At 71.1% G+C, this 22,129-nt stretch carries 20 protein-coding genes; 11 read left to right on the forward strand and 9 right to left on the reverse strand.

From position 1 onward, the window contains the following. Positions 1–20: 20 nt before the first annotated feature. Positions 21–3,368, reverse strand: coding sequence for an ATP-dependent helicase (locus tag OCU_RS44405; protein WP_014380915.1), 3,348 nt, complete (start codon positions 3,366–3,368; stop codon positions 21–23). Continuing rightward, entirely contained in the window at positions 3,365–6,490 is a 3,126-nt protein-coding gene (locus OCU_RS44410) for an ATP-dependent DNA helicase (RefSeq protein ID WP_014380916.1), read from the reverse strand. Before OCU_RS44410 ends, OCU_RS44405 begins: the two co-directional genes overlap by 4 nt. Positions 6,491–6,613: 123 nt before the next feature. Between OCU_RS44410 and OCU_RS44415 the strand changes: the two genes are divergently transcribed. The 3 genes from OCU_RS44415 to OCU_RS44425 are packed head-to-tail and all read left to right on the forward strand — an operon-like array spanning position 6,614 to position 7,959. Continuing rightward, a complete protein-coding gene (locus tag OCU_RS44415; RefSeq protein WP_009955655.1) occupies positions 6,614–6,814 on the forward strand; it encodes a hypothetical protein in 201 nt (66 codons plus the stop codon). 45 nt (positions 6,815–6,859) lie between these two features. Next, positions 6,860–7,648, forward strand: a complete 789-nt coding sequence (locus OCU_RS44420) for an alpha/beta fold hydrolase (RefSeq protein ID WP_009955654.1) — start codon at positions 6,860–6,862, stop codon at positions 7,646–7,648. A 2-nt stretch (positions 7,649–7,650) separates the two neighbouring features. Continuing rightward, positions 7,651–7,959: an MGMT family protein gene (locus OCU_RS44425; RefSeq protein WP_009955653.1), complete on the forward strand. Its 309-nt coding sequence runs from the start codon at positions 7,651–7,653 to the stop codon at positions 7,957–7,959. 74 nt (positions 7,960–8,033) lie between these two features. Here the strand turns inward: OCU_RS44425 and OCU_RS44430 are convergent, their stop codons facing one another. From OCU_RS44430 to OCU_RS44440, 3 genes are all read right to left on the reverse strand, one after another. Further along, a complete protein-coding gene (locus OCU_RS44430) occupies positions 8,034–8,888 on the reverse strand; it encodes a TIGR02569 family protein (RefSeq protein ID WP_008259667.1) in 855 nt (284 codons plus the stop codon). Between the two features lie 35 nt (positions 8,889–8,923). Further along, positions 8,924–10,111 (reverse strand): adenylyltransferase/sulfurtransferase MoeZ, encoded by a 1,188-nt coding sequence (gene moeZ, locus OCU_RS44435; RefSeq protein ID WP_014380918.1) that lies wholly within the window; start codon positions 10,109–10,111, stop codon positions 8,924–8,926. 81 nt (positions 10,112–10,192) lie between these two features. After that, positions 10,193–11,230 carry a DUF3152 domain-containing protein gene (locus tag OCU_RS44440; protein WP_233425192.1) on the reverse strand — a complete coding sequence of 346 codons (1,038 nt, stop codon included), beginning with the start codon at positions 11,228–11,230 and terminating at the stop codon, positions 10,193–10,195. A 198-nt stretch (positions 11,231–11,428) separates the two neighbouring features. On the opposite strand from OCU_RS44440, the gene OCU_RS44445 reads away from it, so the two are divergent. Further along, positions 11,429–12,115 carry a TetR/AcrR family transcriptional regulator gene (locus OCU_RS44445; protein WP_008259670.1) on the forward strand — a complete coding sequence of 229 codons (687 nt, stop codon included), beginning with the start codon at positions 11,429–11,431 and terminating at the stop codon, positions 12,113–12,115. On the opposite strand, the gene OCU_RS44450 is transcribed toward OCU_RS44445, so the two are convergent. Next, positions 12,112–12,378, reverse strand: a complete 267-nt coding sequence (locus OCU_RS44450) for a DUF3107 domain-containing protein (RefSeq protein ID WP_036389938.1) — start codon at positions 12,376–12,378, stop codon at positions 12,112–12,114. The genes OCU_RS44445 and OCU_RS44450 overlap by 4 nt on opposite strands. A gap of 219 nt (positions 12,379–12,597) precedes the next feature. Between OCU_RS44450 and OCU_RS44455 the strand changes: the two genes are divergently transcribed. Then, positions 12,598–13,305, forward strand: a complete 708-nt coding sequence (locus tag OCU_RS44455; protein WP_014380920.1) for an MmpS family transport accessory protein — start codon at positions 12,598–12,600, stop codon at positions 13,303–13,305. Between the two features lie 12 nt (positions 13,306–13,317). On the opposite strand, the gene OCU_RS44460 is transcribed toward OCU_RS44455, so the two are convergent. Beyond that, positions 13,318–14,025 carry a ferritin-like fold-containing protein gene (locus OCU_RS44460; RefSeq protein ID WP_026071232.1) on the reverse strand — a complete coding sequence of 236 codons (708 nt, stop codon included), beginning with the start codon at positions 14,023–14,025 and terminating at the stop codon, positions 13,318–13,320. A gap of 279 nt (positions 14,026–14,304) precedes the next feature. On the opposite strand from OCU_RS44460, the gene OCU_RS44465 reads away from it, so the two are divergent. Together OCU_RS44465 and OCU_RS44470 are read left to right on the forward strand one after the other, a co-directional pair. Then, positions 14,305–15,834, forward strand: a complete 1,530-nt coding sequence (locus OCU_RS44465; RefSeq protein ID WP_014380922.1) for a DEAD/DEAH box helicase — start codon at positions 14,305–14,307, stop codon at positions 15,832–15,834. A 16-nt stretch (positions 15,835–15,850) separates the two neighbouring features. After that, positions 15,851–17,077: an Rv3212 family protein gene (locus OCU_RS44470; protein ID WP_014380923.1), complete on the forward strand. Its 1,227-nt coding sequence runs from the start codon at positions 15,851–15,853 to the stop codon at positions 17,075–17,077. A gap of 232 nt (positions 17,078–17,309) precedes the next feature. Here the strand turns inward: OCU_RS44470 and OCU_RS44475 are convergent, their stop codons facing one another. Further along, a complete protein-coding gene (locus OCU_RS44475) occupies positions 17,310–18,110 on the reverse strand; it encodes a ParA family protein (protein ID WP_009956179.1) in 801 nt (266 codons plus the stop codon). 113 nt (positions 18,111–18,223) lie between these two features. Here OCU_RS44475 and OCU_RS44480 point away from each other — a divergent pair, with 113 nt between their 5' ends. From OCU_RS44480 to OCU_RS44490, 3 genes are read left to right on the forward strand one after another with little or no spacing between them, the layout of a single operon-like run. After that, positions 18,224–18,814, forward strand: coding sequence for an acid phosphatase (locus OCU_RS44480; protein WP_009956178.1), 591 nt, complete (start codon positions 18,224–18,226; stop codon positions 18,812–18,814). Further along, on the forward strand, positions 18,811–19,908 hold the full coding sequence (locus tag OCU_RS44485; RefSeq protein WP_014380926.1) for an isochorismate synthase: 1,098 nt from the start codon (positions 18,811–18,813) through the stop codon (positions 19,906–19,908). The genes OCU_RS44480 and OCU_RS44485 overlap by 4 nt, the downstream gene beginning before the upstream one ends. Continuing rightward, positions 19,905–20,387 (forward strand): GNAT family N-acetyltransferase, encoded by a 483-nt coding sequence (locus OCU_RS44490; RefSeq protein ID WP_009952801.1) that lies wholly within the window; start codon positions 19,905–19,907, stop codon positions 20,385–20,387. Before OCU_RS44485 ends, OCU_RS44490 begins: the two co-directional genes overlap by 4 nt. Here OCU_RS44490 and OCU_RS44495 read toward each other — a convergent pair. Next, entirely contained in the window at positions 20,339–20,770 is a 432-nt protein-coding gene (locus OCU_RS44495) for a hypothetical protein (RefSeq protein ID WP_014380927.1), read from the reverse strand. The two genes, OCU_RS44490 and OCU_RS44495, sit on opposite strands and share 49 nt — an antisense overlap. 141 nt (positions 20,771–20,911) lie before the next feature. On the opposite strand from OCU_RS44495, the gene OCU_RS44500 reads away from it, so the two are divergent. Further along, positions 20,912–21,877, forward strand: a complete 966-nt coding sequence (locus OCU_RS44500; RefSeq protein WP_014380928.1) for a diacylglycerol/lipid kinase family protein — start codon at positions 20,912–20,914, stop codon at positions 21,875–21,877. Positions 21,878–22,129: the final 252 nt, after the last annotated feature.

Below are 22,129 nucleotides of genomic sequence, written 5' to 3' on the forward strand. Positions count from 1 at the left end.
GCACGAGACACGCACGCGTCTTATGTAACCACGGGCACCGCCTCCCCAATACTCGGGCGGCGCGGGTCACACCGCGTACCGTCCGGATCGATCAGCAACCCGGCCAGCTCGGCGGCGCTCGGCAGTTCGTCGGGGACCACGGTGGTACCGGCGCGCACGTAGTAGAAGGCGGTGCGCACCGACGATTCCGCGACCCCGGCCAGCGCCGCCCAGGCCATCCGGTACACCGCGAGCTGGACGGCGGCCTGGCGCAGCGCCTCCGCGCCGTGCGGCGGTTCGCCCGTTTTCCAGTCCACGACGGTCGCGCCGCCGTCGGGATCGGCGAACACCGCGTCGATGCGCCCGCGGACCAGGGTCTCACCGATCGGCATCTCGAACGGCACCTCGACGGCGACGGGAGTCCTTGCGGCCCAAGGAGATTCGGTGAATGCGGCCTGCAGCGCGGCCAATTCGGCGCTGTCGCCGACGTCGGAGTCCGCCGCACCCGGCAGATCGCCGAGATCGAACAGGCATTCTGCGCCGTAGAACTTCTGGACCCAGGAGTGAAACGCATTGCCCAGCAACGCATGCGGATCCGGCCGCGACGGTAGCCGATGCCTCAACCGCTGCGCGGTGCCCGCCGGGTCGCGCGCCAGGCCGACCAGGGAGCTGACCGACAGCTGGCCGGGCAGTTCCCGGACCGGTGGCTCGATCAACCGCGCCCGTTCGGCCAGCAACGCATCGACGTCGGCGGCCCAGCCGTCGACATCGGCGCACGGCCGACCGGGCCCGGCGGCGAGCGCCCGCCTCACCAGCGTCGCACCGCGCTCGACCTCCTCGCGCCGCACGGCCAGCGGGTCTGCCGGCCACACCGCTTCGATAACGTTGTCGCGAAGCGGGTTTCGCTCGCCGTCGGCGGGCGACGGCGCCCAGTGCTCCACGGTTCCGCAGGGGTCGCCCGCCGCGGCCGCACGGTCGATGACGTCCTTGATCTCCACCAGGAAATCCGACGGGCCGCGCGGCTTGACCCCGGTGGCGCCCCAGTGGTGCCCGGACACCAGCAGGGTGTCCTCGGCCCGGGTGATCGCGACATACAACAATCGGCGCTCCTCGTCCACGCGCCGCTGATCGAGCTGGCGGCGATGCTCGGAGATCTTGTCCGACAGTTGTTTTCGGTTGGTGACGTCCGAGGTGTCGAGCACCGGGATGCCCAGCGCCCCGGCGGCGGCGCGGTCGCCGCGAAGCAGCGGGGGCAGCTCCGCGGCGTCGGTGAGCCAGGTGCTCCTGGACGCGGTCGACGGGAACGTCCCACCCGAGAGGTGCGCGACCGCCACCACCTCCCATTCGAGTCCCTTCGCCGAATGCACGGTGAGCACCTGGACGCGGTCGCGCGCGACCGCCAAAGGTGCCGGCGCCAAACCGTTCTCGACCGCCTCGGCGGCATCCAAAAACCCCAGCAAGCCGGCCACCGAGGCGGTTGCAGACGCATCCAACCGCGTGGCGGCGCCGTCGGCGCGCTCGGCGTAACCGGCGACGACGTCGGCGAACGCGTCCAGGTGCTCGGTGCCGGCCCAACCCGCCGCCACCCCCGCCGCGGCCCGGACCTCGCAGTCGACGCCCAGCACGCGGCGCACCTCGGCCACCAGGTCGGCAAGGGGATGGCCGAGGTGGGCGCGCAGGGCGCTCAGCTCGGCGCCCAAGGCGGTGATCCGCTGATACCCCGCCGCCGAATACGAGCCGGCCGGACCCGGGTCGGCGATCGCGTCGGCCAGGCAGACGGTGTCGGCGTCGACGTGCGAGGGGTCGGCGGCGCGCGCAATCGCCTCGGGCGAGGGCGGCGCGGGGTCCCCCGCGGTCCCGCCGAGCGCGCGCGCACGCTGCCACAGCGCGGCGATGTCGCGGGCGCCGAGGCGCCAGCGCGCGCCGGTGAGCACCCGCATCGCCGCCGCGCCGGCCGTCGGGTCGGCGACCAGCCGCAGCATGGCCACCACCTCGGCGACCTCGGGCACCGATAGGAGCCCTGCCAGCCCGACCACCTCGACGGGGATGCCGCGCGCCCGCAGCGCGTCGGCGATGGGCGCGGCGTCGGCGTTGCGGCGCACCAGGACCGCGGCCGTCGGGGGGCTGACACCCTCCACCCGGGCCCGCCGGTAGTGGGCGTCGAGGTGATCGGCGATCCACTCGCGCTCGGCCACCACGTCGGGCAGCAGGGCGCAGCGGACCGTGCCGGGCGGGGCGTCCGGGCGAGGGCGCAGCGCGTGCACGGCCACCGATCGCCGCCGCGCCTCGGCGGACACGGCGTTGGCGACCCGCAGGGTTCGCGGCGGATTGCGCCAGCTGGTCCGCAATTCCAGGACGGGCGCGGGTGTGCCGTCGGAGCGGGGAAAGTCGGTGGTGAACCGGGGCAGGTTGGTCGCCGAGGCCCCGCGCCAGCCGTAGATGGACTGGATGGGGTCGCCCACGGCCGTCAGCGCCAGCCCGTCGTCGACCCCACCGCCGAACAGGGCCGACAACGCGATGCGCTGGGCGTGGCCGGTGTCCTGATACTCGTCGAGCAGCACCACCCGGTAGCGGGCGCGCAGGTCCTCACCGACCTGGGGGAAGCCCGCGGCCAACCGCGCAGCCGAGGCCATCTGCATGCCGAAATCCATCACCTTCTCGGCGCGCATGCGCTCGTCGAGCGCGTCCAGCAGCGGCACCAACTCCGCGCGCTCGGTCTGGGTGCCCAGCAGGCGCAGTAACCATTGGCTGGGACCGCGCTCCCGCTGATAGGGCCCGGCGGGCAGGCCATGGACGAGCCGCTCTAGCTCAACGTGGGTATCGCGCAGCTGTCCGGTGTCGACGAGGTGTTCGGCCAACTGTCCCCACAGGCGCAACACCATCGAGGTGACGGCGGCCGGGGTCTTGTCGGTGTGCAGCTCGCCGCGGTACCCGTTGACCACGTCGAAAGCCAGCTGCCACAGCTCGGTTTCGCTGAGCAACCGGGTGTCGGGCTCGACGGGCAGCAGCAGCCCGTAGTCGCGCAGCAACGAACCCGCGAACGCGTGGTAGGTGCTGATCACCGGGGCGCCCTCGGGCTCGGCGGCGGCATCGCCGACCGGGCCCAGGCCGACGCCGGCCAACCGGGCCAGCCGGGACCGGACGCGGCGCAGCAGCTGGCCGGCGGCCTTGCGGGTGAACGTCAGTCCCAGCACCTGGGCGGGTTCGGCGTAGCCGTTGGCGATCAGCCACACCACCCGTGCGGCCATGGTCTCGGTCTTACCGGCTCCGGCCCCCGCGATGACGACCAGCGGGCCCGGCGGCGCGGCGATGACCGCGGACTGCTCCTCGGTCGGCGGGAAAAGGCCGAGCGCGCAAGCCAATTCGCTCGGATTGTAGCGGGCGTTCATCGGGCCGCCCCGTCGGTGTGCGCCGGGCAGCACGGCCGGATGGGGCAGTGCGTGCAACCGTCGTTGCGCCGCGCCACGAACTGCGGGCCGGCCGTGGCGGCGGCGGCACGCCGGATGACCTGTCGCCATTCGTCGCCGGCGTCCGCGGTGAGCGGGTCCTGTTCGCGTTCGACGGCCCCGGCCGCCCCGGCCTTGCCGACGTAAACCAGCCGCGCCCCACCGGGTTCCACGGTGTCGCCTCCGGGGGCCACCAGGCCTTCGGATACCGCCAGCTGATACATCGCCAGTTGGGCGTGTTGTTGGGCGTCGTCCTTGCTGACCGGGGACTTGCCGGTCTTGACGTCGACGATCACCAGCCGGCCGGCGGCGTCGCGCTCCAGCCGGTCGACGCGGCCGCGCAGCCGAACCTGTTCCCCGTCACCGGTTTGAAGGGTTCCGTCGATCTCGACCTCGACGCCGACCTCGGTGAGCGCGCCGCGGCTCTGGCTTCGCCACTCGACGAACGCCTCGAGCATCGCGCGGTGACGGGCCAGCTCGTTGTCCGAATGCCATTGCGCCGCAAAGGGTAGGTGCTGCCAGGCGCGCTCCAGCTCGGCCAGCAGTCCGGATTCGCTTCGATGCGGTTCGGCGATCAGCGCGTGCACCACCGAACCGATGGTGGAGCGCAGGTCGCGCGGATTGGTCCCGCCGTGGCGTTCGGCGAGCCAGCGCAGCGGGCAGTCGGTCAGTGTCTGCAGGGTCGACGGGGTCAGCGTCACGACGTCGCCGCCACCCCGCAGCGGCTCACCGGTGCTGACAGGGGTCAAGCCGTGCCAGCCGGCCGGGTCGGCGCCGGGCACCCCGGCTTTGGCCAGGCGGGCCAATTGCGTTGCCGCGCAGTCCCGGGCGAGCTCGTCCACCGCCCCGTCGGGGGCGCAGACCACGCCCCGCAGCCGTCCCACCAGCGCAGCCGCCGACAGCACCCGGGGCGCCGCAACAGGTTGCAGCGCAGTCGTTTCCACGTCTTCGTCGGCCCATTGCGCGATGTCGAAGAAGAACGGCGACGGCAGCGCGGCCGCGTGGTCCGCCCCACCGGTGTCGCTGTCGACCGCCGTCACCAACAGCCGCCGGCGGGCACGGCCCATCGCCGCCACCAGCAACCGGCGCTCCTCGGCCACCAGGGGTGCGCGCATCGAGGCGTCCGCGGTGACCCCGTCCAGCTCGTCGAGCAGCCGCTGGGTGCCCAGCACACCGCCCCGCGGAACGGTGTTGGGCCACAAACCATCCTGCAATCCGGCGATGACCACGAAATCCCATTCGTGTCCCAGCGCGGCGTGCGCGCTGAGCACCCTGACCTGCCCCGCCGTGGCGGCCGGCTCGGGGTTGGCGTTCGGCAGGTGCAGCGCGGCGACGTGCTCGACCAGGCCGCGCAACGACGCGCCGGAAGTGCGCGACACGTAGTCGTCGGTGATGTCGAACAACGCGGTGACCGACTCGAGATCCCGGGTGGCCTGGGCCGTGGCGGGGCCGCCGCGCTCGCTGACCGACAGCCAGCGGCGCTGCAGCCCGGACCGGTGCCAGGCGGCCCACAGGGTGTAGCGCGGGTCCTCACCGGCTTCGTGGCACCGAGCGGCCGCATCCAGCACCGCGCGGACCTTGCGCAACGAACGGAACTGTGGACCCGGCGGCACGGCGCCCGACAGCGTCTCGGCCAACAGCTCGGCGAAGTCGCCCGGCGGGCGATCGGGGTTGGCGCGCTGCAGGGTTCGGCGCAGTTGCCGCAGCGAAACCGGGTCGACGCGGCCGATGGGGCCGGTCAGCAACGCCAGTGCCTGCTGCCCGTCCAGCCCGTCGGCGGCGGCCAGCAGCACGGTCAGCAGCGCGCGCACCGCCGGCTCCTCGGCCAGCGGCCCGGTGGCGGCGGCCGCGGCCACCGGCACCCCGGCGGCGGCGAGCGCGCGCGGCAACCGCGCGCCGGCCCGCGGTACCGACCGGACGATGACCGCCATCTGCGACCAGGGCACGCCGTCGACCAGGTGCGCCCGCCGCAGCGCGTCGGCGATCGCCGCCGCCTCGGCGTGCGCCGAGGCGGCGAGGCGCACCGTGACCGATCCCTCCCCCGCCCCGGCGCCGTCGATCCGGCGGCCGGCGCCGCCGCCGGGCAACCGGGCGGCGATGCCGCTGACGGCGCGGGCCACGGCGGGCGCGCAGCGATGCGACGTCGTCAACGTCACCGCCGGGCCGTCGCCGTCGAGCAGCCCGGCCGGTTCGCCGCCCCGGAAGCCGAACACCGCCTGATTGGGGTCCCCGGCGATCAGCGCCAGCTCGGCGCCCGCCGCGAGCACCCGCACCAGGCGGGCCGCCTGAGAGTCGAGCTGTTGGACGTCGTCGACCAGCAGGACCCGGATCCGGCCGCGTTCGGCCGCCAGCAGCTCGGGGTCGACGGCGAACGCCTCCAGCGCCGCGCCCACCAATTCGGCGGCGCCCAGCGCGGGTGTCGTCGCCTCCGGCGCGGCCGTGCCGACCGCCGCGCGCAGCAACATCACCTGCTCGTACTGGCGTGCGAATTGCCCCGCGGCGATCCATTCCGGCCGGCGGCAACGACGGCCAAGCCGCTCCAGTTCCCCTGGGTCGATACCGCGTTCGGCGCAGCGGGCCAACAGGTTTCGCAGTTCCGTGGCGAACCCCGCAGTGCTCAGCGCCGCCCGCAGCTGCGCCGGCCACGCGGACGTCGCGCGGGGGCCGTCGTCGAGGTCTCCGGCCAGCAGCTCCCGGATGATGGCGTCCTGCTCGGCGCTGGTGACCAGCCGCGGGGGCGCATCGCCGGCCCGTTCGGCGGCGCGCCGCAAGACCGCGTAGGCATACCCGTGCACGGTCCGCACCAGCGGTTCGCTGACGACGACCCGGCCCGGTCGGGAGCGCAGCAACGCCGTCGTCAACGCGCTGCGCTCGGCCATCCCGAGCCGGCCCGAACCGGTCAGCAGCAGAACCGATTCCGGGTCGATCCCGGCGTCGATCCGGGTGACCGCGGCGTCGATCAGCAGGCTGCTCTTTCCGGTTCCGGGCCCGCCGAGCACGCGAACGATCCCGCGCGCGCCGGGCGCCAGCACAGCGCTCGCGTCGGCCTCCCAGGTGTGTGCCATGGCTGCATGCAATCACCAGGGTGTGACAAGTGGACCCGGCCAGCGCCGACGCGAGCTCTTACCCTGGAAGTCGCAGCAGCGCGAAGAATGGTCTCAAGGCTGCAAAAGGAGGGGTTGACGACCATGACGGACGAGCACGGCTTTCCCATCGACGAGGCGCCCGAGGGCGACGCGGTGGAGCAACTGCGGCCCGCCGATTCCGAGGACGACGCCGGCCTGGACACCGATTACGTGAGCGCCCGGGACCGCGAGGCCAACGAAGCCGACGTGATCGAGCAGGCCTACGTCGTGTCCGCGGACGACGATCGGGACGACGATCGCTGAGGACCGCCCGCGACGCCCGGTGACGGCGGCTGGCACCATCGACGGGTGACCGCGAAGTTGTACGTCCACCGCTACGGTCCGTCCGGTCCGGCGCGGATCCTCGCGCTGCACGGGCTGACCGGGCACGGGCAGCGGTGGCAACACCTGTCCGGCCTGCTGCCCGAGATCGGCCTGGCCGCACCGGATCTGCTCGGCCACGGCCGGTCCTCGTGGGCGGCGCCGTGGACCATCGACGCCAACGTCTCGGCTCTGGCCGCGCTGCTCGACGCGCAGCCCGGCACGCCGGTGGTGGTGGTCGGCCACTCGTTCGGCGCAGGGCTCGCCATGCACCTGGCCGCAGCCCGGCCGAACCAGGTTTCGGGGCTGCTGCTGCTCGATCCGGCGATCGGGTTGGACGGCGCGTGGATGCGCGAAATCGCCGAGGCCATGTTGTCCTCGCCCGACTATCCCGACGCCGAGGAAGCGCGCCTGGAAAAGGTGCACGGCTCGTGGTCGGATGTCGAGCCCGCGCTGCTCGAGGCCGAGCTCGACGAGCATCTGGTCGCCCTCCCCAACGGCCGCTACGGCTGGCGCATCAGCCTGCCGGCGATGATGGCGTACTGGAGCGAGCTCGCCCGCGACGCGGTGCTGCCGCCGGCGCAAACGCCGACGATCCTGGTGCGCGCCAAGCGAACATCGCCGCCGTATGTCACCGACGAACTCATCGCGGGCCTTGCGGCGCAGCGGCTGGGATCGCGTTTCCGGCTGCTGGATTTCGACTGCAACCACATGGTGCCCTACGCCAAGCCCGACGACGTCGCCGCGCTGGCCCGCGAGCTACTGGAAGCCCGCTGACCGTGGCGCCGGTGACCGACGATCAGGTCGAGCGGGTGCGGGCGCTGGTCGCCGCCATCCCGTCCGGCAGGGTGGCCACCTACGGCGACATCGCCTCGGTCGCAGGGCTTTCCAGCCCACGGATCGTCGGCTGGATCATGCGGACCGACTCCTCGGACCTGCCGTGGCACCGCGTCATCACCGCCTCCGGGCGCCCGGCGCGCCACCTGACCACCCGGCAGCTGGAGCTGCTGCGCGCCGAAGGCGTGCTTGCCCGCGACGGCCGGATCGCGCTGGGCGAGGTTCGCTACGAATTCCCGGACGGGGCCTAGTGGCGATCGCCAGCGCGGCCGTGGCGATCGCAAGCGCGGTGCAGCCGGGCGCAGCGGGTCGCCACGCAACTAACCTAGAGCACCAACCGGACCAGCGCCGCGGTGCGGGCCAGACCGGGGAACGCCTCGGCGGTGGACCGCGGGTGCAGCGCATGGACCGCCAGGCGAAACATCAACGCCCGCAACAACATCTGCGGCCATTCCGGTAGGGCGTTCCAGCGCTCGATGAGTCCGTCGTCGGCCTCACCCCAGGACAACGCGTCGATGACGGCCACGCCCGCCGCCCACGACGCGGGCCGCCAGTACGGGGTGATGTCGGTGATGCCCGGCGCCGCGGTGCCCACGAAAAGCACTGTGCCGTAAAGGTCCCCGTGGACCAGCTGGTTCGGACTCTTGGTCGGCTTGCGCAACGTGGCGAGCTGGTTGAGCAACTCCACCGAGCGCTCGGCGTCCGCGGTGGCCGGGGCCACCCGCGCGCCGGGCGGCACCGAGGCCAGGGGCCGTTCCTCCCACGCCGCGCGGTCGGCGGCGATGAAAATGTCGACGTCCCCCCAGGGCGCCGCGGGGCCCTGGGTCAAAAAGCGGGGGCGTTCCAGTTTGCCCGTCGCCTCGTGCAGGCGCACCGCCGCCGAGACGACCTCGTCGTGGCGAGGCTCCGGCGTCCCCGCGACGAAGGTGTCCGCCCGCCACCCAGAAACGACGTAGCGCCCGTCGGTGGACCGGACCGGGCGGGCCAGCCGGACGCCGTCGACGAACAACGTCTCGCGGACCCGGGCGGACCACGCCGCGCGGGCGTTGTCGGCCACCAGCGACAGGACGACCTCGCCGCACCGCCAGCCGCCCTCCCAGCTGGCGCCCAGATAGACGGGTTTGACGCCGGCCAAACCGAACGCCGACAGCACATGGTCCGGCGGTGGCTCGACTGTCACACCGGTACTCTAAACGAGTCCAACAGCGGCGAAGCTCAGTACAGGATCATGTCGGGTTGCATCTGCTGCGCCCAGGCCACAATTCCGCCCTCCAGGTGCACCGCATCGGCGAACCCCGCCTGCTTCAGCACCGCCAGCGCCTGCGCCGAGCGCACGCCCGTTTTGCAATACAGCACCGGCATGCGGTCCCGCGGCAGCTTTGCCAGACCCTCACCCGAGTTGATCGACGACTGCGGGACCAGCTGCGCGCCCTCGATGTGCACGATGTCGAACTCCACGGGCTCGCGGACGTCGATCAGGGCCAGCTCCTTGCCGGAATCCAGCAGCTCGCGCAGCTCCCGCGGGGTGATGGCCGTCGCGTCGCCGGCCGGGGTGTCGGCGGTCGCGCCGCACAGCTGCTCATAGTCGACGAGCTCGGTGATCTTCGGCCTCGACGCGTCGGACGGGTCCCGGCGAATCGCGATCGTGCGGTAGGTCATCTGCAGCGCGTCGTAGATCATCAACCGGCCCAGCAACGAATCGCCGATGCCGGTGATGAGTTTGATCACTTCGGTGCTCATCACCGAGGCGATGGACGCGCAGACGATGCCCAGCACGCCGCCTTCGGCGCACGACGGAACGGTGCCGGGCGGCGGCGGCTCCGGGTACAGGTCGCGATAGTTAAGGCCGCGTCCGTCCGGCGCGTCCTCCCAGCACACCGAGATCTGGCCCTCGAATTGGTAGATCGAGCCCCACACGTACGGCTTTTTCGCCAGCACCGCCGCGTCGTTGATCAGGTACCGGGTCGCGAAGTTGTCGGTGCCGTCCACGATCAGGTCGTAGCAACTGAACAACTCGACGGCGTTGGTGGAGTCCAGGCGCACCTCGTGCAGGCGCACGTCCACCAGCGGGTTGATCGCGAGCATCGACTCCCGCGCCGACACGGCCTTGGGACGCCCGACGTCGGCCACGCCGTGAATGATCTGGCGGTGCAGGTTCGATTCCTCGACGACGTCGAATTCAACGATGCCGATCGTGCCCACGCCGGCCGCGGCAAGGTACAGCAAGGTCGGCGCCCCCAGGCCACCGGCGCCGATCACCAGCACCCGGGCGTTCTTGAGTCGCTTCTGCCCGTCGACCCCCAGGCCGGGAATGATCAGGTGACGGCTGTAGCGGGCCACCTCGTCGCCGGTCAGGTGGTCTGCGGGTGCCACCAGCGGCGGCAACGACGACACGGACAACATCTCCTCGGTCAGCTTCGTGGTTCTGCTTATGAATCCATCACAGCAGCCCGCCGGGGCGACGGCAACGAAGGCAGTCGGCCGCTAGGCGATCGGGTACGGCCAGGGGTTGAAGCGGCAGGTCTTCCCGTCGGCCTTGACGGTGTCGGGGTCGAACTGCGCGGCGTCGTTGTTGGACGTGGAGAACGTCTGCTGCATCATCACCGGCGCCAGGGCGCCCTGCTGTTCGCAGGCCTCGTGGTGCAGGTATCCGATGGCGTGGCCGACCTCGTGGTTGATCACGTATTGCCGGTACGAACCGATGTCCCCTTCGAACGGCACGGCGCCGCGCACCCAACGCGCCTCGTTGATGAAAACCCGCGCCTCGCGGTTGGCGCCGAAAACCGGGTTGTAGCAGGACGTCTCCAGCCGGAATTCGTAGCCGCACCCCTCCCGCACCGTCACCGGCGACACCAGCGAGATCCGAAAGTCGGGCTTTGCCCCACTGGCGCCGTCGATCCGGATGAAAGCGAACTGCGGGTTGTGCGTCCAGCCCTTCGGATTGGCCAACGTCTGGTCGACCATCTGCGCGAACGCTTCGTCGTCGCCGAACATCGTCGGGTCGATGGCGTTCTCCACCTCGACGGTGTACCGGAACACCTTGGCGGTGCCCTGGCCGAACTGGGGCGTCGCGCCCGGCACCGCGTGCCACGTCTTGTCACCGGCTTCGGTGAAGGGGCCGCCGTCGGGCAACGTCCCGGCCGGCAGGTTGGCGTCGAACGCGGCGAGCCCACGCGGCGGCGCGTCGATGATCGTGGTGCCCACCGCGCCGATCGCGGGCGGACTCTCGATGGGCTGGCTGTTCGTGGGCTTCGACGCGCCGGCGCCGGTCACCGTCTGGTACATGACCACGGCCGTCAGCACCGCCAGGACCGGCAGCGCGTACGCGCGCCAGCCGTAGGTGGAGACGAACCGCCCGAGCCACGTTTGTTTGCGCCACTGCCGCTGCCGCTCACGGTCGGCCCGCGCCCGCCCGGCTTCCGGGGCGGCCAGGGGGTCACGCAGCGCCCGCAGCGGCTCGCGCCACTCGTCGCACAACACCGGCACGCGACCGCTGCTGCGCGGGGGTCGCTGCGACGTCATTTTCCCAGGATTACACAGCGGACCACCCACGCCGACCGTGGCGCGCCCGAATCCGGCGCCCGACACCGCTTCTGCCAGGTACGACGACGCCGACGGCGGGAGCTCCAACCCCACGGGTAGTAAGGTCTTTTCAACGAGCTGCGAGCGGCTGGCCCCGGTGGACCGACGGCCGGCCGTCGACAATCAGATGAGGACTCGATGAGCGAACTCGCCAAGATGCCGGCACGGCGTGCCGTCAGATCGGCTGACCGCGGCCGGCCGGCGGACGGCGCCGCGGCCCCCAACCGGCGGGGCAACCGGCTGCCCCGCGATGAGCGCCGCGGCCAGTTGCTCATCGTCGCCAGCGACGTCTTCGTCGACCGCGGCTATCACGCGGCCGGCATGGACGAGATCGCCGATCGCGCCGGGGTTAGCAAACCCGTTCTGTACCAACACTTTACGAGCAAGCTCGAGCTGTACCTCGCCGTGCTGGCGCGGCACGTGGAAAACCTGGTCTCCGGCGTCCAGCAGGCGTTGAGCACCACCAAGGACAACCGCCGGCGGTTGCACGCCGCGGTGCAGGCGTTCTTCGATTTCATCGAGCACGACAGCCAGGGCTACCGGCTGATCTTCGAAAACGACTACGTCACCGAGCCCGAGGTGGCCGCCCAGGTGCGCGTGGCCACCGAATCCTGCATCGACGCGGTGTTCGCGTTGATCAGCGAGGATTCCGGGCTGGACCCGCACCGCGCGCGGATGATCGCCGTCGGGCTGGTCGGCATCAGCGTCGACTGCGCCAGGTACTGGCTCGACTCCGACCGCCCGATCTCGAAAGCGGACGCCGTCGAGGGCACCGTCCAGTTCGCCTGGGGCGGACTGTCACACGTGCCGCTGACCCGCTCCTAGCGTCCCTTGCCGGCATGTTTGCCGGCTTCGATTTCGGCACCGATCCCGAAGCCGACCCGCCGCGCGTCGGCGACGCCGATCTCGACGTAGGCGATCTTGCTGGTGTGGATCAGGAAGCGACGGCCCCGCTCGTCGCTCAGTCGCAGCAGCCCCGACCCCTCGCCGAGCGCGGCGCTGACCAGGTCTTCGACTTCGGCGGGTGTCTGGTCGCTGGCAAGGACCAACTCGCGCGGACTATCCGTGATCCCGATCTTGACCTCCACGGTCACCCCTTCCGTAGGCATTGAAGTCGTGCGCGGGCGGCGAAGTCCCAGCCCCGTCAGCAGCAGGCTAGTTGACGCGGCCGACCCCCACCTCGTCGCGTCCCCACACTTCGCGGTCAGCGAAACTTCGGTCGCGCGCCGATAACGATTCGCTTGCAGGTTGTCTCACACACCCGCGCGATACCCGATCCGCGCTTTCGCATGGCTAACTTCGGCCCCATGGGTACCACATTGCCGCACCTCGACGACCGGATCCGGAGCTACCCGGACGACGACGCTGACGACTGCGACACCGACCCCTACCTGAACGCCGACTACAACTGGACGGGCTGGCCGGCCGATTCACGCTGGCGACCCGCGACGGCGATCCTCGGCGCGGTGGTGGCCGTCGGCGCCATCGCCACCGCCGTCATCATCAACAGCGGCGACAGCGCGTCAACCAAGGCCACGGTGGGAGCGCCTGCCCCCCACCCGGTGACCTCGGCACCCGCGACCACCAAGGCGTCCGCGCCACCGAGCCCCTCGCGCGTGGCCCAGCTGCCGCCGGAGACCGTGACGACCGTCACCACCCCGAGCGCCGCGCCCAGCACCCCGGCGGTCCAAACTCCCACGGCCGCACCGCCTCTCGCGCCCGCGCCGCCGACGGCCGCGCTGAACCCGCGCACCGTCGTCTACAGCGTGAGCGGGACCAAGCAGCTACTGGACCTGGTGAACGTGGTCTACACCGACGCGCGGGGCGTCCCGCAGAGCGAGTTCAACGTGTCGCTGCCGTGGTCGAAGGTGGTGGTCCTCAATCCCGGCGTGCAGACCGAATCCGTGGTCGCGACCAGCTTCTACGGCCAGCTCAGCTGCTCGGTCTTCAACGCCGCCGGTCAGCGGATCATGGCGTCGGGCAGCCCGTCGAACATGGCGACCTGCTCGCGCTGAGTTTGACGGTCGTCAGCTCAGGCCCAACTCGTGCATGCGGCGGTCGTGCGTCTGCTGCAACCGATCGAAGAACGCGTTGAGCTGGCCCAGCCCACCGGCGCCCGACATCACCAGGTCGACGAGCTCGTCGTGGTCGGCCAGCAGGTACTGGGCCTGGGTGATCGCCTCGCCGAACAACCGGCGCGACCACAGCGCGAGCCGGCTGCGTTGCTTGCCGCTGGACGTGACGGCGGCGCGCACCTCGGCGACGACGAACTGCGAGTGCCCGGTCTCGGCCAGCGCCCCCCGCACCACGTCGGCAACCTCGTCGGGCAGCCCGTCGGCGATCTCCAGGTACAAATCGGCGGCCAGGGCGTCACCGACATACGTCTTCACCAAAGCTTCCAGCCACGTGCTGGGCATCGTCAGGCGGTGGTAGTTCTCCAGCGCCGACACGTACTTCGACATTGCCGACACGACGTCGACGCCGCGGCTTTCCAGCGCGTCGCGCAGCTGCTCGTAGTGCTGCATCTCCGCGGCGGCCATGCTCGCCATCGAGATCCGTCCGCGCAGGTCAGGGGCCATCCGCGCCTCGTCGGTGAGCCGGTAGAACGCGGCAATCTCGCCGTAGGCCAAGACCGCGAACAACTCGTTGACCCCGGGGTGATCGGCCGACAATCGCGGGGCAGCCGACTCCTCCACTTGGTCGGTGGAAGAGGGCTGGTAAGAGGGCCGGGTCATGGCAACACTGTAGTCGGCGGAGTTGGCGCGAAACGGGTGCCGGAGCTCGACCAGCTATCATGTAGGTAGATGGCGGTGTTATTTGTGCCAAATGTTCTTCCCACGCCGCTATCGGCGAAATGTGCGTGCACAGCAGGCCCGCCCGGGCTGGGACCCCCAGACTGAGCCGGAGCCCGCGACTCGGCGACGTATTCGGAGTCGGAACTCGTGCGCGCGTGACCGCGACAGAGAAACACCCGACACAATCCGATACGTCTTCGAGAGGCTACCTACCCACGCATGACCACACTGACCAGCACAACTGAACTGACCTTTGCTCAACTCGGTGTCCGCGACGAAATCGTGCGCGCACTCGCCGAAAAGGGGATCGAAAGCCCTTTCGCCATCCAGGAACTAACCCTGCCGCTCGCGCTCGCCGGCGACGACCTGATCGGGCAGGCCCGCACCGGCATGGGGAAGACCTTCGCCTTCGGGGTGCCGCTGCTGCAGCGCATCACCTCAGGCACCGCCGCGCGGCCGCTCAACGGAACACCCCGCGCGCTGATCGTGGTGCCCACCCGCGAGCTCTGCCTGCAGGTAACCGATGACCTGGCGCTGGCGGCCAAGCATTTGACCGCCGACGAAGGCCGCCGGCTCTCCGTCGTCCCCATTTACGGCGGCCGCCCCTACGAGGCGCAGATCGAGGCGCTGCGCGCCGGCGCCGACGTCGTGGTGGGCACCCCGGGCCGGCTGCTCGACCTGAGCCAGCAGGGCCACCTGCAGCTCGGTGGGCTCTCGGTGCTGGTGCTCGACGAGGCCGACGAGATGCTCGACCTCGGCTTTTTGCCCGACATCGAGCGCATCCTGCGGCAGATCCCCGTCGACCGGCAGTCGATGCTGTTCTCGGCGACCATGCCGGACCCGATCATCACGCTGGCCCGCACCTTCATGAACCAGCCCACCCACATCCGGGCCGAAGCGCCGCACTCGGCGGCCACCCACGACACCACCGTCCAGTACGCCTACCGGGCGCACGCCCTGGACAAGGTGGAGCTGGTCAGCCGGATCCTGCAGGCCGAGGGCCGCGGCGCCACGATGATCTTCACCCGCACCAAGCGCACCGCCCAGAAGGTCGCCGACGAGTTGGCCGAGCGCGGTTTCGCGGTGGGCGCCGTCCACGGCGACCTCGGACAGGTGGCACGCGAGAAGGCGCTCAAGGCTTTCCGGACCGGCGACATCGACGTGCTGGTGGCCACCGACGTGGCCGCGCGCGGCATCGATATCGATGACGTCACCCACGTCATCAACTACCAGATCCCCGAGGACGAGCAGGCGTACGTGCACCGCATCGGGCGCACCGGCCGCGCCGGCAAGACCGGCGTCGCCGTCACCCTGGTGGACTGGGACGAGCTCACCCGCTGGGCGCTGATCGATAAGGCGTTGGGGCTGGACAACCCCGAACCCGCCGAGACCTACTCCAGCTCGCCGCACCTGTACGACGAGCTGAGCATCCCCGCCGATGCCGGAGGCACCGTCGGTGCGGCCCGCAAGGCGCAGGGCGCGCGCCGCACCGGTGAGCGCGCCACCCAGAAGCCGGGACAGAAATCGGAGAAGACCGCGCGGCGGTCCGGGACGCGGCGGCGCACCCGCGGCGGCCAGCCGGTCAGCGCGCACCCGTCGGGCAACGGCGCCGCGAGCAGCAACGGTGATGCCGCCGCGGAAACGCCGGCCGGCTCCCCGCCGGGAAACGCCGGCTCCAGCCGTCGCCGCCGTCGGCGCCGCAAGCCGGCGGAAGCCGCCGCGGCGGCCCCCACCGCGCAAAACAACTAATTTTCCGCGCCCACGCATGGTCAGACCCGAGCGCCGGACCAAGCGCGACATCCTGGCCGCCGCGACCATCGCGGTCGTCGTCGCGGTGACGGCGGCCCTCATCTGGTGGACCAGCGACGCGCGGGCGACCAGCAGCCGCCCGGCCGCCGTCCCGGCGCCCAACCCGAGCCCGGCCCGGCAGGTTCCCGCCGGCCTGAAACAACTGTGGACCGCCTCCAGTCCGGCCACCACCGAGCCGGTGGTGGTGGGCGGGGTGGTCGTCACCGGTGCGGGCGTGCGGATCGACGGGCGCGACGCCGGCACGGGCCAGTCCCGCTGGAGCTACGCCCGCGACACCAGCCTCTGCGGAGTCTCGTGGCTGTACCGCTACGCCGTCGGGGTCTACCGCGACGACCGCGGCTGCGGGCAGGTGAGCACCCTGGACGGCTCCACCGGTCACCGCGGCCCCGCCCGCAGTGGCTACGCCGACCCGCGGGTGCGGCTCTCCTCCGACGGCATGACCGTCTTGTCGGTCGGTGACACCCGCCTGGAGCTGTGGCGCTCGGACATGGTCCGGATGGTGGCCTACGGCGAGACCGACGCCCGGGTGAAGCCGTCGTCGCGAGGGCTGCACTCCGGCTGCAGGCTGATCTCGGCCGCGGCCAGCTCGTCCGCGGTCTCGGTGCTGGAGAGCTGCGCGAATCAGGCCGACCTGCGCCTGGTGCTGCTCCGGCCGGGCAAGGACGACGACGAACCCCAGCAACACGTCGTGGCCGAGCCGGGGATCGCGCCCGATTCGGGTGCCCGGGTGCTGGCAGTCCGGGACACCACCACCGCGGTGTACCTGCCGGCGCCCCAGCCCCGGGTGGACGTGATCGACGAAACCGGCGCCACCGTGGCGAGCACCCTGCTGCCCAAGCCGCCGTCGCGCTCGGCGGCGGTCTCGCACGCCGGCAGCCTGATGACCTGGTGGACCGGCGATTCGCTGATGGTTTTCGACGTGAACACCCTGGCGCTGCGCTACACCATCGCCGCGGGTGACAAGACGGCGCCGCTGGGGCCGGGGGTAATGATGGCGGGCCGGCTGCTGGTGCCCGTCACCGGCGCGATCGGCGTCTACGACCCGGTCAGCGGGACCGGCGAACGCTACATTCCGGTCGACCGTGCGGCCAATCCCCCGCCACCCGGGAGGGCGGTGGTCCCGGCCGTGTCGGGGTCGCGGGTGTTAGAGCAGCGCGGCGACACCGTGGTCGCCCTGGGCTGAGCGTTCGGGGCGGCGACGGCCGCCCGGGCGTCTTAGCCCATCGGGCCGCGACGGCCGTCGCCCGAGTTAGCCCGTCGGGCAGCCTAGGGCCCGTCGAGTGTGAATCGTTGGCTTTCGGTGTGAATCTGCGGCGGCGACACGCCGATCGGGCGCGCCGCCAGTTCACACTCAAAGCCGTCAGTTCACACTCAAGATTGCGGCTCGGCGCTGAGCGCCGGGCGGGCGATCGCCGCTAGACCTCGACCGCGAACGTCGGCAGCGGCTTGCCGTTCTTCCAATGCCTGAGCAGCGCCGTCGCCAACTCGCCGTACGCCGACGCGCCCTTGTTCTTGCGGCCCGCCATCACCGACGAACCCGAGGCGCTGGCCTCAGCGAAACGCACCGTGCGCGGAATCGGCGGGGCCAGCACCGGCAGGCTATAGCGGTCGGCGACATCGAGCAGCACGTCGCGGGTGTGGGTGGTGCGCGAGTCGTACAGCGTCGGCAACGCGCCGAGCAGGCGCAGCTCCGGATTGGTGATCTGCTGGACATCGGCGACCGTCCGCAGGAATTGGCCCACACCGCGATGCGCGAGCGTCTCGCACTGCAGCGGCACGATGACCTCGTCGGCGGCCGTCAGCCCGTTGAGGGTCAGCACACCCAGCGACGGCGGACAGTCGATGATCACCACGTCGAACCGGTCTGCGAGTTTGGCCAGCGCTCGCTTGAGCGCGTATTCGCGCCCCGCCCGCATCAGCAGCATCGCCTCGGCGCCCGCCAGGTCAATGTTGGCCGGTAGCAGCGTCATTCCCTCGGCCGTCTCAACCAGCGCGGCGTTGGGCTCGACCTCACCGAGCAATACCTCGTGCACGGAGACCGGGAGTTTGTCCGGGTCTTGGCCCAGCGAGAAGGTCAGGCAGCCCTGCGGGTCGAGGTCGACCAGCAGGACCCGCTTCTTCTCCTCCACCATCGCCGCCCCCAGCGAGGCAACGGTGGTCGTCTTGGCGACGCCACCCTTCTGGTTGGCCACCGCCAATACCCGGGTCCTACTCACTGGCCGCCCGCCCCTCCGCATCGCCGCGCGCTCACAGTGCCATCCTGGCATGTTCGTCCACCATGCGCTCGGGCCCGGCAGCCACCGCATGTCGTCCGGCAGAATCATTCTCTATGGGCTTGCATGATCACCGTTTGGTGCTGCTGCGCCACGGCGAGACCGAGTGGTCGAAGTCTGGCCAGCACACCGGCCGCACCGAGGTCGAGCTGACCGACGCCGGCCGTGAACAGGCCCAGCTGGCCGCCGGGGTGCTGGGCGAGCTCAAACTTGTTGACCCACTGGTGATCAGCAGCCCACGGCGACGCTCGCTGGTCACCGCCGAGCTGGCCGGGTTGTCCGTCGACGACGCGACCGAACAGCTCGCCGAGTGGGACTACGGCTCTTATGAGGGCCTGACCACCGAACAGATCCGGGAGTCGGTGCCCGACTGGCTGGTGTGGACGCACGGATGTCCGGGCGGCGAGAGCGTCGCGCAGGTCAGCGAGCGCGCCGACGCGGCGGTCACGACGGCGCTGCGGCACATGGAGTCGCGCGACGTGGTCTTCGTCAGCCACGGCCACTTCTCGCGCGCGGTGATCACCCGCTGGGTCGAACTGCCGCTGGTCGAGGGCAGTCGCTTCGGCATGATCACCGCGTCGGTCGCGGTCTGCGGGTTCGAGCACGGGGTGCGACAGCTGCGGGCGCTCGGGTTGACCGGCCAGTGAACCGCGAACCACCGTTCGCGCTGTGCGGGCCGACCCGAACCCTGATCGCCGACGGCGTGTCGCGGCGCTACTGCGACGTGGGCGCGGCGCAGGCGGCGCTGCGGTCGAATCAGGCGCCGATTGTGTTGGGCGCGTTGCCTTTTGACCTCAGCAGCCCGGCCGCGTTGCTGACGCCGCGCGCCGTCGACGTCACCCACGGGCTCCCGGACTGGCCGACGGGCCCGCTGCCGCCGGTGCGGGTGGCCGCGGCGCTTCCGCCGCCGGGTGACTACCGCGACCGGGTCCGCCGCGCCCGCGATCAGCTCGCCGCAGCCGACAACCCGCTGCACAAGGTGGTCTTGGCGCGCGCCTTGGAGCTGGTGGCCGACGCCCCCATGGATGCGCGGGCCGTCCTGCGCCGGCTCGTGGCCGCGGACCCGGCGGCTTACGGCTACCTCGTCGATCTGAGCGCCGCCGGCGACGGCTACGCGGGCGTGGCCTTGGTGGGCGCCAGCCCCGAACTCCTGGTGGCGCGCAGTGGCGACCGCGTCGAGTGCCGGCCGTTCGCGGGGTCGGCCCCGCGGGCCGCCGACCCGGATGCCGACGCCGCCAACGGCGCCGCGCTGGCCGCCTCGGCCAAGAACCGGCACGAGCATCAGCTGGTGATCGAGACCATCCGGGCGGCCCTGCAGCCGTTGTGCGACGACCTGTCGATCGCCGCCGAGCCGCAACTGAGCCGCACCGCCGCGCTCTGGCACCTGTGCACACCGATCAGCGGACGGCTTCGCGATACCTCAACGAGCGCAATCGATTTGGCGCTAGCGCTACACCCCACCCCGGCTGTCGGAGGCGTCCCGACCGAAGCGGCGGTCCAGCTGATCGCCGAGCTGGAGGGCGACCGCGGGTTTTATGCGGGGGCGGTCGGCTGGTGCGACGCCGCCGGCGACGGCCGCTGGGTGGTGTCGCTGCGCTGCGCGCAGCTGTCGGCGGACCGGCGCAGCGCGCTCGCTCGCGCCGGCGGTGGTATCGTCGCCGAGTCCGATCCCGACGACGAAGTCGCCGAGACCACAACCAAATTCGCCACGATACTCAACGCACTAGAAGTCCAACGATGACCACAGACATCCGTCGCGCCGCGCCCCACGACGTCGCCGCCATCACCGAAATGATCCACGCGCTGGCCGAATTCGAGCACGCCGCCGATCAGTGCACGGTCACCGAAACACAAATATCCGCAGCGCTTTTCGGCGACCGCCCGACGGTGTACGGACACGTGGCGGAGGTGGACGGCGAGGTCGCGGCGATGGCGCTGTGGTTCGTCAACTTCTCCACCTGGGACGGCGTGGCGGGCATCTATCTGGAAGATCTGTTCGTGCGCCCGGGATTTCGCCGCCGCGGGCTGGCCCGGGCGCTGCTGGCGGCGCTGGCCAACGAATGCGTGCAGCGGGGCTACACCCGGTTGTCCTGGGCGGTGCTGAACTGGAACACCGACGCCATCACGCTCTACGACGGGATCGGCGGGGAACCGCAGAACGAATGGACCACCTACCGGCTGTCGGGGTCGCGGTTGGCGGGGCTGGCGGAGTCGCCCTGACCGCCGGCGGCCCAGCGCACCGCGGCCGGGCTGAACAGCAACCCCAACACGACCAGCGCGACAAGCCCCGCCGGGATCCCGTAGCCGGGCTGGTGTGATCCGACCGCGAGGTACCAGGCCACCGGCAGCAGGAGCAGCTGGGTGATCACGGCCAGGCCGCGGCCCCAGCGCTTGCCCAGCATCAGCGCGCGGCCCGCGGCGATCACCCCGGCGCCGACGAGGACGAACCAGCCGGCGGTGGCCAGACCGTTGGCCACGTGCTGGTCGGCCCCGGCGATCCCGCGCACCACCAGGACCACGGCCACGATCAGCGCGGCCATCCCCTGCACGGCGACGACGACGCCGGCGCGGCGGACGGCGGTCGGGGCGGATGGCGGCGTCACAGCGCCAGCGTAGTCAGGGCGGCGGCGCTCCTCCTCACGCCGCGCTGCGGCGCGCATCGTCGCACCGCCTAACCCGATTGCGGCGCTCCTCCTCACGCCGCGCTGCGGCGCGCATCGTCGCACCGCCTAAGCTCGTGCTTCATGCGGGCCGTGCTGATCGTCAACCCCACAGCCACTTCCACCACACCGGCCGGTCGCGATCTGCTGGCCCACGCCCTCAAGAGCCGGCTACAGCTCAGCGTCGAACACACCAACCACCGCGGGCACGGCACCGAGCTCGCGCAGAAGGCCGTCGCCGACGGCGTCGACCTCGTGGTCGTGCACGGCGGCGATGGCACGGTGAGCGGGGTGGTCAACGGTCTGCTCGGCCGTCCCGGCACGCTTCCGAGCGGCCCGGTGCCCGCGGTGGCCGTGGTGCCCGGCGGTTCGGCGAACGTGCTGGCGCGATCGCTGGGCATCTCTGCGGATCCGGTCGCGGCCACCAACCAGCTCATCCAGTTGCTCGACGACTACCAGCGGCGCGGCACGTGGCGCCGGATCGGCCTGATCGACTGCGGCGAGCGGTGGGCCGTGTTCAACACCGGCATGGGTGTCGACGCCGAGGTGGTGGCCGCGGTCGAGGCCGAACGCAGCAAAGGCGGCAAGGTGACCGCGTGGCGCTACATCCGCGCATCGGTGCCGGCCGTGTGGGCCTACACCCGCCGCGAGCCGATGCTGACGCTCGAACTTCCCGGCCGCGAACCCATCACCGGGGTGAGCTTCGCGTTCGTTTCCAACTCCAGCCCGTGGACGTTCGCCAACGAGCGGCCGGTGTGGACCAACCCCGGCTGCAGCTTCGAGTCGGGACTCGGGGTGTTCGCGCCGACCAACCTGAAGACGATCCCGACGCTGCGGATCGTCCGGCAGATGTTCGCAAAACGGCCCACGTTCAACTTCAAGCACCTCGTCACCGAGGACGACCTGCCGTGCGTGCGAGTTACCTCGACCGGGGGCCCCGTCGCCTGCCAGTTCGACGGGGATTACCTCGGCGTGCGCGAAACCATGACGTTCAAGTCGGTGCCCGACGCGCTTGCGGTGGCCGCCCCTCCTCAGCAAAAACGACGCTGACCTGCGGCAACGCGTGGCCTGTGGCGCACGCGACACAAACACGGACGGGGAGAGGCCCGTCAGTGTAGTACAACGGAGTAAGGGCTTGACTACGAGATGATCAAAGTGAGATAGCCCACGAGCGAACTCACACTATTGACATCTGTTGAGCCTGTGAAACGATCAAAAGGTTGCATGCAGAAATTACGTAGGGGTGCGGCCCCTTTTCTTCTGCACGCGTTTAACAGCCGAAGAAAATAGCCGTGCGCCTTG

The sequence above is a fragment of the Mycobacterium intracellulare ATCC 13950 genome (assembly GCF_000277125.1).
In the GTDB taxonomy this organism is placed as follows: Bacteria; Actinomycetota; Actinomycetes; order Mycobacteriales; family Mycobacteriaceae; genus Mycobacterium; species Mycobacterium intracellulare.